Genomic DNA, 12,771 nt, shown 5'->3' with positions numbered 1-12,771 from the left:
TAGGACACGTCCTAAATTCAACACAATAAAAAGGCCGTTACATTACATAACAGCCTCTTTATACCCACTAAACCAATCCGCTTACACTGTACGGCGAGTCGCCAAACTGTTTAGGATATTTTTGGCATCACCCCAACGCGTCGCTGAGCTGTTTGCGCCCAAAATGACAATAATAGCAGGACGGTTATTCACACGGGTTTCCATTACCACACAACGACCTGCCTCATTAATAAAGCCGGTTTTTGAGATACCAATTGGATAATCGCCTGAACGGACTAGAGAGCTGGTATTGTTGGCTTTATAAGTACGGTTACCATTTGAGTAATTGGCCACGTAAAAGTCATAACTCTTAGTCGTAGAGAAGCGACGGATTACATCATAGTTACCAGCAGCACGTACCATTTTTACCAAGTCATTTGACGAAGCCACATTACGTTTATCGAGACCCGTTGGATCACCAAAATAAGCCGTCGTCATGCCAAGCTCTTGCGCTTTACGGTTCATCGCTCGTATAAAGGCATCATAGCCGCCTGGATAGTTACGCGAGAGACTTTTGGCAGCAGGGTTTTCTGATTTCATCAATGCCATTAATAGCATTTCAGCACGATTCAAACGATCGCCAGATTTAAGGTTTGAGCTGGCGCGTTTTGGACCGACGAAATCTTCAGGATCTAGGGTAATCTCTTCACGCATATCAAGACCAGCATCTAACACCACCATCGCCGTCATTAGCTTGGTGATACTCGCCATAGGGCGGGCGACGTCGGCATTTTTTTCGTAAATAGATTCACCAGTTTCGGCATCGATCACCGCCACACTGCGCGAGTCAGTGCTAATCGGAATCATACTGCTGCTGCCAAAGCTACCGCGATAAGTGGTGTTATAGCTATTGGCGTTATTATAGCTGTTGTTGCTGCTACCGAAACTACTGGTCTTACTGTTCGTAATATTGGTCGTGCCATAGCCATTATCGACTTTTTTAATGGTCGAATCATTAGACTTATACATGATATTACGTGCTTCAGACAAGCTATCAGCACCGCCCCAACTCATACGAGCACTAGAGCCAGTATCAGCGCTACCATTAATCGTAAGTGCAGCTTGCGCAATACTGCCCAGACTCAATGAAATCATAGCAACAACTAGCTGCTGTTTGGTTAATGGTAAGAGCTTCATTCTTCCCCCTGCTGTCGCGCTGCTATTCAATAGATAATCAGTTACAGACTAACTAATAGCAACAACGTACGTAGCGTTTGTGGTTATGTTTGTAGGTACTCACATAGAGTTTTTGTATTTTTAGTGTATCATGGTTTGCATTTAAGTTTAATCTACTAAATCAATTAGATGAGTATTTTTTAACCTGCTTGAAATTTTGCTACATTTAAATTAGATTCTAGCAATATTAATTAACACTAGAGCAATATATGATGATAGTAGAGGATAGAAATAATTGCTCTGCCAATCCTATTATAAAATAATAAAAATCTCGATTGTTCTTACAGATATACAGATTGCTTCAGATGGTTTAACGTTCACCATGCAACCTTCATTTTGATAGACAGCAAAGAGTACAACTATGATACGAGTATTAGTAGTAGATGATCATGATTTAGTGCGGATGGGTATTAGCCGTATGCTAGCAGACAGTGCTGATATCGAGGTCGTTGGTGAAGCTGACAGCGGTGATATGGCGATTAAACTGGCCAAACAGCTGCACCCCGATGTAATTTTGCTCGACGTTAATATGCCCAATATCGGCGGGCTTGAAGCAACTAAGCGCTTAATTCAGCTGGATTTGGGCATCAAGATTTTGGCCGTTAGTAGTATGTCGGCGCAACCATATCCATCTATGTTGATTAAAGCGGGCGTCAATGGTTACATCACTAAAGGCACACCGCTTGATGAGATGATACGCGCGGTCAAAAAAATATATCAAGGCGGGCGTTATTTTAGCCAAGATGTCGCCGAACAGTTGGCTGACGTTCTATTATCAGATAATGCCAACTCACCTTTTGACTTGTTGAGTGACCGCGAAAAACAAGTGGCGATGATGGTGGTTAATTGCCAAAGTCCTCAGCAAATTGCCGACCAGTTGTTTGTGAGTGTCAAAACCATCAATACCTATCGCTATCGCATTTATGAAAAAGTCGGCGTTGATAGTGATGTGAAGTTGACCCATCTCGCTATTCGTCATGGTCTCATTCAACCGTAGACCCCTTAATACTCTTTTTATTACGGCCAATTTATGAAATTTGCGCTCAGAGCCGTTTCTGTCATTACCCATTATCTTCAGCAAGATGAAACGCTGCCGCTACCGCAGTTACGTCGATTGGGACTGATCTATAGCAGTTATCGATTTATCGTTAGCCTGTTTTTTATGCTGATGGTGTATGTGACGGTCAAAGCTGATAATGGCTTATTACTGCCAAGTCTATTGCAGCAAACGGCGCTGAGTTTTTATGTCATTATTAGTCTGATTTTGCTTGGCTTATTTTATGTAGTCACCAAGCATTTACGGCGTCAGCTGGGTTTTGGACTGGTATTAGACGTCATTATTTTGAGCCTTTTGCTGTATACCAATGGCGCTCCTGATTTACAGCTCACCATGCTTTATATGGTCGTTGTTGCCGCCAGCTTCATGCTACTGCATGGCTCGCAAGCGCTCATCATTACCTTACTCGCCATTATTTTTGTTATTTACCAGCAGTTTTTTTATGCCATTGCCAATAGCATGAGCTTGGAAAATTTGGGCGATGCCTTGCTGATGTCAGCAAGCTTTTTGGCAGTAGGAATTTTGAGCTGGTCTATTTCCCAGCGCTTGGTACAAGTCGAACAAGTCGCCGCGCATCATGCCAAAGAGGTCGAACGACTGAATGTAATCAATCAAGAAGTCATCACCCAAATGGTCAATGGGGTCATAGTGATTGATAGACAGCAGATTGTATTGGCAAACCTAGCCGCCCATCAGCTACTCAGTATCCCCAATCCTCCGCTGGCGTCTCTGATTGATACGCCTAGTCATTTAAGTTATGAGCAAAACAACCTCGAAGCCGCCCTTCTTGCTGACTTTCAGCAGCAGCTCAGAGAACAGCATCTGCAACTTCTTGATGCTTGTTTATCGGTCGCTGAAGGGCAATCACGTAGCTTTGTTTATGAATTGCCTGCCGTCGCAAATGCCTCTGTCGTCGGCAAGCTACGCGTACAGATTATCCCGCTAAAAGATAACAGCAAGCTTATCCTGCTAGAAGACTTGCGCCGTGAGCAAGCCAGCGCTCAACAGTTAAAGCTTGCCTCGCTTGGGCAACTGACTGCCAGTATCGCTCATGAAATCAGAAACCCGCTCGCCGCTATTTCACAGGCCAGTCAGCTACTGATGGAAGATGTCGAAGAAGGTGAGAAGAAGGCCGCCGATCATAATAACAATACTATCAGCTCTACTCTTGAGCCCTTAGTAGCGCCGACAGCTGCTACCGACAGCGATATAACAGGCAATCACGAGCTTTATAAAATGATCTTTGCGCAAACCAAACGCGTCAACCGTATTATTGAAGACATCTTAAAACTGTCGCGCCAACAGACCGCTAATCAGCAATCGATTCTACTGGCTGAGTGGTTGCCGGTGTTTTTGGACAATTATTTTCGAGATCATGACGTGTTTTTGCGTGTCCATAGTCAATCCACTATCTCATTCGATACGCACCAGTTAGAACAAGTATTAATTAATTTAATCAACAACGGTCTACGTCACAGTAGCTACGCTCACCCTCATGCTTTTGTGGAAATCGAAATTTATTGTGCCGATAACGATGTTATAATCGATATTTTAGATGGTGGTATGGGCGTTAATGCCAGTGATTTACAGCATTTATTCAATCCGTTTTTCACTACTGACAAAGCCGGAACAGGTTTGGGATTGTATTTATCGCAGGCGTTCTGTGAAGCCAATCAGGCTCGTTTACTCTATATTCCTGAACTCCAAAAAACCTGCTTTCGCTTGATTGCCCCTGCTATCGATGTCGATAATGATGCCGATAATAAAATGAGATGAAGTATGACAGTAACCGCGCTAGTCGTTGATGATGAAGTGGATTTGTGCCGCTTGATGCAAATCACCTTAACCAAGATGGGGATCAAAAGCGATGTGGCTTATACCTTATCGCAGGCACGCGCCTACTGGCAGCAAAACAACTATGACTTTTGTTTGACCGATCTCAAATTACCGGATGGCTCAGGACTAGAGTTGGTCAAGGACATCAGCAATAACTCTAGTACACCAATAGCCGTGATTACTGCCCATGGTAGTATGGATTTGGCTATAGAAGCGTTGAAGTTAGGGGCTTTTGATTTCGTCAATAAACCGCTTGAGCTGCCACGCTTACGCCAGTTGGTCGAAAATGCGCTCAAGGTCATTCACCAAAATAACGAAGCAGAAACCACACCTGAATGCTCACCCGAGCAGCAAATGTTGGATAGCCGTTTGATCGGTGACTCTGCTGTCATGCACCCACTCAAAAACACTATTTTAAAATTGGCACGCTCACAAGCGCCAGTATTTTTATCGGGAGCTTCGGGCACAGGCAAAGAAGTGGTTGCCAAACTGATCCATGATTTAAGCCCACGTCGAGATGGCAGTTTTGTACCCGTAAACTGCGGTGCGATTCCTTCAGAGCTCATGGAGTCAGAGTTTTTTGGTCATAAAAAAGGCAGCTTTACCGGAGCCGTTGCTGATAAGCAAGGCCTGTTCCAACAAGCAAATGGTGGCACGTTATTTTTAGATGAAGTGGCAGATTTGCCCTTAGCAATGCAAGTCAAACTACTACGCGCCATCCAAGAAAAAACCGTGCGCGCCATCGGTGATACCAAAGAAGTACCCGTCGATATCCGTATCTTATCTGCGACCCATAAAGACTTGAACCAACTGGTACAAGATGGACTGTTTCGGCAAGACTTGTACTACCGTATCAATGTGATTGAACTAAAGCTGCCCACGCTTAATGCGCGCCGTGATGATATTCCCGTCTTAGCCAAGCATTTTTTGGCAATGATCGCAGAAGAATGGCAATTAGACACCCCGCCCTCATTGACAGCGGCCGCTTGCGAGCGCTTGCAGCACCATGATTTCGCTGGTAATGTCCGTGAGCTACGCAATTTACTTGAGCGCGCTGTGACATTGGCAGAAACCTGCACCATTGACGTCAGCCATTTGGGTCTAGCGGAACTTGATACTCATCAAGAGATTCATACTCAGCAAAGTCAAAATACCAATGCAGTTGATAATACAACGCCAACATCTAACCATAAATCAGCTGACCAGCCAACAATGACATCTGTCAGCAGTAAAGAAGAAGTCAGCCAAGCCTCAACAGCGCATAGTGCTGAGCAAACAAAGACCAATCTACATCCTTATCGCACCATTACTCAGCATTATCCCTCAACCATTCAGCGTTCGAGGGCTAATAACGCAGAACCTAATCGTAGTGTCGCCAATTCTACAGAGCAGCAATTAACGAGCAATCACGCGGCGCTTGATGAACAAGACAGTTTGCAAAATGGCTTAAAGGAAGTTAAAGACGGTTTTGAAGGTCAGTTACCTGCCAAAGGGCTAGAGCATTACCTGCAAGAACAAGAGAAAAATCTGATTATTACTGCTCTTAAGCAGACAGGCTGGAACAAGACGCAAGCCGCAGAACTGTTAGGAACGACGTTTCGCTCTTTACGCTATCGTATGAAAAAGCTCGATATTGATGAAGATCAGTCCGATTAACTTTTGCAGATAATAAGCAGCTTTGAGCGTAACGATATGATGGTCAACAAGTAATATCAAACGTCAAAAATACGATTGGCCGTGTCAAAATCGCTTAGCATGCAATGCATAGTACTTGCACCCTTTCCCTTTGCTGCTGTAATTTTTTTGAGTGGTATCAATTATATTTAGAGCTATCGTTAGCTACTTATTTTTTATTTGTCCGATCTTCGAGCGTATTATCCTCTACAGCTGAATTTCTCACAAAGCGAATACCCGACGCCAGTGCTTGTGCCCTGAGTAAATCCAGAGCCTGCTGCTCCCAAGTATTCTCATTGCCTAATAAAGCGACATCAGGCTCGACCCCGATACCGTCTATCTTATTGCCTGCCGCCGTCACATAATTGGCCACGGTTAGCTTAACAGCCTGCTCGTCATTCAAAGGTATCACCGACTGTACCGAACCTTTGCCATAGCTCACCTCACCAACAATAGTGGCGCGTTTTTGTGCTTGTAAGCTGCTTGCTAATACTTCTGCAGCGGAGGCAGAATAGCGGTTTTGTAACACCACTACGGGCAATGGCTTGAGTATCGCAGCGCCTTGTGTCGATAAAACCCGAGAATCATCTTGGCGACCTCTCACTTGTACCACATCGGTGTCCACCATAAATAAGCTGGCCACACTCACCGCAGAGGTTAGAACACCACCCGGATTATCACGCATGTCTAATAAAATGCCAGAGACCGGAGACTCTAGGCTAATGAGACCTTGCAGCAACTTTTCACGACTGTTGTTCTGAAAAGCAGGCAGTTTAATCACCGCCAGACCGTCTACAAAACGTGTCTCAATCACTTGCGGATGATTATTGTTACGCTGTAACGTCGTAGTATGCTTACGGCGACCCGCTTTAGACGTGACAATATCCACTTGTGTGCCTGCAATGCCGGTCAAAAGCTGCTCGACATCATTGCTTTGTCTGTCGTCATCCAGCTTAAACTCATCAACCTGATGCAAGTAATCACCGACTGCTATGCCTTTTTTATCTGCGGGTGAGTCATTAAGCACCTCGGTGACCACCCAATAGCCAGCCTTTGGTCGATACATCACTTTGATGCCGACGTCGCCGACATCCCCTTCGGTAAAAGCGCGCAGGTTTTCGTAGGCCTCAGCATCCAAAAATTCAGCGTGGCTGTCTAGTTTGGTCAACATACCACTCATCGCATTGTTAAATAACTCTTCGTCATTGACGGTATCCACATATTCACGGCGTACCAAATCTACGACCGCCACAAACGTCTTTAAAGTCTCAGGAGAGATGGCATTCAGTGACACTTGTTCCACTTCAGCGGGGATATCCGTGTTGATATCGTCTGCTTCATCAGTCAAAGCGCTTTCATCTGCAACGCTATCTATTGCATCATCAGACGCGTCAGCAGCATCTAACATATCGGCAATATCAGACAAATCATCTGCATCATTTTCTACCGATAACTCATCAGCATTGAGACTGATAAGCTGCAGACTGGCCGTCGGGCTGCTCTCGTCATCTATAGCAGCCTGTGCTTGCATGCCAGCGATATTCAACCCTATGAAACTGGCTATGAGTACGGGTTTCAAGACGGTCGACGTTATCAATGCGGTCATCATTGATGATTTTTTTAGTCGTTCAGACGCTGATGAGCGCTTAAGGCAGATAGAATGCATAAAAAACTCACCTAAATAAAAAGAAAATATGCAACGTTATTATATGGCAATTGATGAATAATATCTTGTAATGTAGCATTAAGAAGGCAGCGAAGATTAGAGCAAATAGATTAAAAATCTATCCTAAAAAAGGGAAGGATCGTAGATACCCTTCCCCTTTCCTTCCTTGCTCTTTATCCTTTTTCTTCATGCACTAACCGCTTCATCTGCCCTGATAACATCATAGTAGTTAACAGACGAAAAGCTCAGAAGGACTGAATCACGATACTGGAATCAATAGGTTTTCACCCGTCATTTCTTCTGGCGCAGTGATATTCATCAATGACAAGATGGTCGGTGCGATATCGCTAAGCTTACCGCCACTACGTACTTGTACTTTTTGCTCACCAATATAAATCAGAGGCACATGCTCGGTGGTATGTTGGGTATGCACCTGCCCACTTTCGTAGTCTTGCATTTGCTCAACATTGCCATGGTCAGCGGTAATGAGCATATCGCCGCCAGCTGCTCGTACTGCTGACTCAATACGGCCAACACAGACATCTAACGCCTCTACCGCTTGCACGGCTGCTTCAAAGATACCGGTATGCCCTACCATATCACCATTGGCATAATTGACAATCAATACATCATATTTGCCCGACTCAATTGCTGCTACCAACTTATCGGTCACTTCAGGAGCGCTCATTTCTGGCTGCAAGTCATAAGTGGCGACATCTGGCGACGGCACAAGAATACGTGTCTCGCCTTTATACTCTGCTTCGCGACCACCACTAAAGAAAAACGTCACGTGCGCGTATTTTTCAGTTTCGGCTATGCGCAGTTGCGTTTTACCTTGCTCTTGCAAATATTCACCCAGCGTATTGGTCAGAGAGGTTGGGTAATAAGCAATACTGGTCTTCGGGCTATCAGCTAAAATGTCTGAGTACTTGGTCAACATGACAAACGCCGCCAACTTTGGTTGCTTATGACGGGCAAAACCTGAAAACTCATGATCTGGCAGCACAAACGCTTGCGCTAGCTCACGGGCGCGGTCAGCACGGAAATTCATAAAGATAAGTGCATCATTATCATCGACAGTATAAGGCGTGTCGCCGCTCTCGATCACGGTAGTCGGATTGATAAACTCATCAGTTTCGCGGGCTTTGTAGGCAGCTTGGACAGCACCATCAGCACGGGTAGATAGACGATCAGCTTTACCTTCCGTAATAAGCTCATAGGCCTTCTGTACTCGATCCCAGCGATTGTCACGATCCATCGCATAGTAGCGACCGATGATACTGGCAATCTGTACGCGACCTTCATAATGGGCATTGAGCTTGTTCAAATACTCACGCAGACGATTGATATACTTATCAGCAGACTTAGGCGGCGTATCACGACCATCTAAAAAACAATGGACAAACACGTTTTTGGCACCGTGTACCAACGCCGAATGACACATTCCTTCGATATGGTCTTGATGCGAATGCACGCCACCATCAGACAGTAAGCCCATGATATGCACATTGCCGCCAAGCTCGTTCGCCGCTTTTACGGCATCGACCAAGGCTTCGTTTTTATAGAACTCGCGATTGGCAAGCTCACTTGAGATACGCGTTGAGTCTTGATATAGCACACGACCAGCACCTAGGTTCATATGTCCCACTTCAGAGTTACCAAACTGACCATCTGGCAAACCAACATCTTCACCTGACGCCGAAATCAATCCATGCGGATATTTCTGATAGATCTTATCTAGATTCGGCATATTAGCCGCAGCAATGGCGTTATCCTTGTCTTCTTCACGATGACCAAAGCCGTCCAATATCATTAAGACATGCGGTGTTTTTTTATGCTGTGCGCTTTCTTGCTTGCTATCAAGCTGCGCCTGATTGTCGTCAATAGATTCAGATTGTTGCTGGGTACTGGTCATAGATTACCGCTCCTCAAGTGAATGAACGCCTATACTGCTATATTAGGATGTCGAAAGTTGTCTATATTAGCATACATCTTGAAATTGCTGAAAAACTGCGCGTTTATCCTGCTGTTTCAACGCTTTCAAGCCTTTTCTTCTATTAGTTATTGTATAAAATACCGCTGCTATGATTGCTGCGCATTTCTAAAGAGACGTATAAATCTGTAAACCGCGCTTGCAATCAGCTATGCCATTGGTTAAGATAAATCTATTCTGAAGTGTTGGCTAGTAGATGTTTATTCCCTGAGCCGATAATGCTTTACCAGGATGTGGTACCTATTGCTTCATTGTGTATGCCTGCACCGCTTGCGGTGTATCAGGAAACCTGCAGAGGCAATGACGCATCCGCCCTGAACTTCACGGTTCATGGGTCACCATCTTACGGCGGCACTTCGGTTGTTATATTCGGTTAGTTGTCTCTCTATTTATATTCACTAGGTTTATTAATACCTATAAGTTTGTAAAAAGCTGATAACAACCACCAAAAAGCCCCTCTCGTCACTGACGTAAGGGGCTTTTTTATGTTCGATTTTTCACTAACTTTTATTCATCATTAGCAGATTTGGTAATCTTTTTGACATCTTTAGGTATATTTTTTGCCGTGCCGTCAACAGTTGTATGCTGCTTGAACACATCCCCAAACGGATTTTGTTGTTGTTGACCGAATGGGTTTTGACCATTAATACCGCCACCAGCGCCACCAAATGGATTTTGTCCACCCATACCACCTGCACCACCGAACGGGTTTTGACCGCCGCCCATCTGTTTGGCCATCATCTCCATCATTTTTTGTTGGTTGTTCATGACGTAATTATTAGCAAAGTCTTTGAGCTTCTTTTGCACCGGCGGTAGTACCACCAATAACGCGAGCAAATCACTAAGCACACCTGGAATAAGTAGCAAAATGCCAGCCGCTGCCATGGCCACACTTTTAAGCATGGTTGATTCTTGTGGACGCATCGCTGGGTTCATCATGCCGCCCGCTTTCATTTGCTGAGCCATCGGATTTAGCGCTGCCATACCTTTACGAATAAAGGTGATACCGATGACAGCGGCGATAATGAACCACATGAATACCCACCAACCGCTCATAAACTGAGCAATTAAATACCACAGTAGCATCTCGATAATAAACCAAACGATGGCAATACCAACTATCTGACCCATAAAGTGTCGTCCTATAAAATAAAAACCAATAAATTGAGCGCCATGCAAATTAAGATGGCTAACATATGATGTATATGGGGATTGATTGCTATACTATCAAACTTAAGGCCTATTTTTAAGCCATTAAACAAAATGAAAGCAAGACGGAAGACTATGGCAATTATTATCGGGATTGACCCAGGCTCACGTATGACGGGTTATGGTATCGTGCAACAAACGGGCGATAAGCTGACGTATATTGATGCGGGTACTATTCGTACGGATACCAAAGAGATGCCTGAACGCCTAAAGCGTATTTTTAATGGCTTGACGCGTATTACTCAGCATCATTTAAAATATGCAGAAGAGCCTATCTATACGGCAATTGAACAAGTATTCATGGCAGAAAACCCAGACTCTGCGCTGAAACTTGGGCAAGCAAGAGGCGCAGCCATCGCCGCGATGGTGGCACTGGATTTGGAAGTATCAGAGTATACCGCACGCCAGATTAAACAGGCGGTTTGCGGTTATGGTGCCGCAGCCAAAGAACAAGTACAGGAGATGGTCTGCCGCATACTGTCTTTAGATGTCGTGCCACAACAAGATGCCGCTGATGGTCTTGCCTGCGCCATTTGTCATGCGCACTCAAGCCATTCAATGAACAAATTGCTCCTAAATAGCGCCATGCGTGGACGCGGGGCCTCTAAGAAAAAAGGACGCTGGCGTTTAACCGAAGAAGACTTAGGTAACTTACGATAAGATAAGAAGCCAAAATATAATAAAATAAAGAAAATCTCCATAAAAAAACACGCGATCAAATGATGCGTGTTTTTGGTTTAAACCAATGCTGTTAATAGTTTTTGAAAACCAGCATCTAAATAAAGCTGTTGACCAACTTACTCTACCACAGAACTTTCAATCACCGCATCCAATACATAGGCGTACGCTTCGGTTGACTCATTATCAGGATTTTCGATGTCATTGACTTGATAGCGTTGTAGGCGTAGTACTTCTTCGTGCATGCCGTCGTGCTGGTAGCCATCAATATCACCGTTGAATGCCGTCCACTCACCTTCGCTGGTTTTCAGGCCTTGATCATCATAAGTGACAGGCTTGACTTGCAGGCACATACTCGAATCACCATCGCCACAAGCCACTTTTTCACTATTCACGGCCCAAAATACGGTCTTGCCTTTACCACTGTACTTTGCTTGTGCCGTAAGCCTACCCGTCCAAACCAAAGTCATCGAATCATTGGTCACTTGCGTCAATAGTGGAGGCTCACCTGCAGACACAGACAGCTCACTATTACCTTGCATCAACGTATTCAACAGATTTTCTGCACTATCAAGATCGCCACAAGACATCTTGGTACTCATACTGTCTTCGGTCGTCAGTGTCTGGGCTTGTAACTCGTAGCCAGCACTCATCGTATTGCAACCAACGCTATAACTTAAGGTGTTTTGACCTTGATGTTGATTGAATAATAGCGTCACCTGGTCGTTAATATTCATTAGTGGTGCTAATGCTTGAGCGCTCGCATCCTTGGCAGTCAAGAGTGTCCAACGATAGCGAGCGAGGTTGGCAATCATTTGTTGTTCTGGGCTAAGTTCGGCGACCTTAGACGCGTCTACTGTCTCGTCAATATCAGACTCATTAATATCAGCGCCATTCTCAATCTCCGCTGCACTACCGATGACCTCTGCACTTTGCGTAGTGTCTGACGCCTCATTTTCGGCAGGTGGCGCGTTCTTCTGACACGCTCCCAATGTCAGGATTACTGCCAATACACTGGGCAATAACAGTAATTTTGTGGTGGGTTGTGTCTTCATACCTACCATATTACATCCCTCTTACTAAGCTTATAGTCAATCTTATATAAATTGGATACGCTGTCCGCCTTGCTTAGCCTACTAGCTGTAGTACTTTGGCTCGCTTTCCTTGTCTCCAAACTATATATTGATCGACTATATCTAATATCTACTTTTACTGTATTAACTTATAAAGATTTTTATCTTTATTTATATCGATAAAACTAATAGCAGCAATCCGGTACAATTTAACTACTATAACCTCGATCCTATTGTCTTATGTAATGAAACGTTTCGTTTTATTAATTGTTTTTTAAGTCCGCCTTCTAAATGGACATAGTAAGTCCAAAAAAAATAGGGATAATCAACAGATTTTGTTAACCATCCCTATTTGGACGTTCAGTACACA

9 protein-coding genes and 1 other RNA gene are annotated in these 12,771 nt (G+C 44.4%); 5 read left to right on the top strand and 5 right to left on the bottom strand.

From position 1 onward, the window contains the following. Nucleotides 1–81 precede the first annotated feature (81 nt). Nucleotides 82–1,176: a serine hydrolase gene (locus ACSUPM_RS04520; RefSeq protein WP_025652829.1), complete on the bottom strand. Its 1,095-nt coding sequence runs from the start codon at nt 1,174–1,176 to the stop codon at nt 82–84. A gap of 400 nt (nt 1,177–1,576) precedes the next feature. Here ACSUPM_RS04520 and ACSUPM_RS04515 point away from each other — a divergent pair, with 400 nt between their 5' ends. Genes ACSUPM_RS04515 through ACSUPM_RS04505 form a run of 3 tightly spaced genes read left to right on the top strand, consistent with a single transcriptional unit; the run spans nt 1,577 to nt 5,764 of the window. Next, nucleotides 1,577–2,212, top strand: coding sequence for a response regulator (locus ACSUPM_RS04515; RefSeq protein WP_025652828.1), 636 nt, complete (start codon nt 1,577–1,579; stop codon nt 2,210–2,212). Between the two features lie 33 nt (nt 2,213–2,245). Beyond that, nucleotides 2,246–4,048 carry a sensor histidine kinase gene (locus ACSUPM_RS04510; protein ID WP_025652827.1) on the top strand — a complete coding sequence of 601 codons (1,803 nt, stop codon included), beginning with the start codon at nt 2,246–2,248 and terminating at the stop codon, nt 4,046–4,048. Between the two features lie 3 nt (nt 4,049–4,051). Then, a complete protein-coding gene (locus ACSUPM_RS04505; RefSeq protein ID WP_025652826.1) occupies nt 4,052–5,764 on the top strand; it encodes a sigma-54-dependent transcriptional regulator in 1,713 nt (570 codons plus the stop codon). A 187-nt stretch (nt 5,765–5,951) separates the two neighbouring features. Here the strand turns inward: ACSUPM_RS04505 and ACSUPM_RS04500 are convergent, their stop codons facing one another. Both ACSUPM_RS04500 and gpmI read right to left on the bottom strand, forming a co-directional pair. Beyond that, nucleotides 5,952–7,448, bottom strand: a complete 1,497-nt coding sequence (locus ACSUPM_RS04500; protein WP_025652825.1) for a S41 family peptidase — start codon at nt 7,446–7,448, stop codon at nt 5,952–5,954. Between the two features lie 259 nt (nt 7,449–7,707). Further along, complete coding sequence (gpmI, locus tag ACSUPM_RS04495; protein WP_025652824.1) at nt 7,708–9,363, bottom strand: 2,3-bisphosphoglycerate-independent phosphoglycerate mutase; 1,656 nt, start codon at nt 9,361–9,363, stop codon at nt 7,708–7,710. 249 nt (nt 9,364–9,612) lie between these two features. Here gpmI and ssrS point away from each other — a divergent pair. Then, nucleotides 9,613–9,808: non-coding RNA, 6S RNA (ssrS, locus tag ACSUPM_RS04490), on the top strand. A 140-nt stretch (nt 9,809–9,948) separates the two neighbouring features. On the opposite strand, the gene ACSUPM_RS04485 is transcribed toward ssrS, so the two are convergent. Further along, entirely contained in the window at nt 9,949–10,572 is a 624-nt protein-coding gene (locus ACSUPM_RS04485) for an FxsA family protein (RefSeq protein WP_025652823.1), read from the bottom strand. A gap of 153 nt (nt 10,573–10,725) precedes the next feature. Between ACSUPM_RS04485 and ruvC the strand changes: the two genes are divergently transcribed. Next, nucleotides 10,726–11,310, top strand: coding sequence for a crossover junction endodeoxyribonuclease RuvC (ruvC, locus tag ACSUPM_RS04480; protein ID WP_010199263.1), 585 nt, complete (start codon nt 10,726–10,728; stop codon nt 11,308–11,310). A 137-nt stretch (nt 11,311–11,447) separates the two neighbouring features. On the opposite strand, the gene ACSUPM_RS04475 is transcribed toward ruvC, so the two are convergent. Further along, nucleotides 11,448–12,383, bottom strand: a complete 936-nt coding sequence (locus ACSUPM_RS04475; protein WP_436880243.1) for an META domain-containing protein — start codon at nt 12,381–12,383, stop codon at nt 11,448–11,450. Nucleotides 12,384–12,771 lie beyond the last annotated feature (388 nt).

The organism is Psychrobacter okhotskensis (genome assembly GCF_965638355.1).
GTDB classification, from domain to species: Bacteria; Pseudomonadota; Gammaproteobacteria; order Pseudomonadales; family Moraxellaceae; genus Psychrobacter; species Psychrobacter okhotskensis.
The sequence above is the reverse complement of the archived record's forward strand: the minus strand, read 5'-3'. Positions and strand labels throughout refer to the sequence as shown.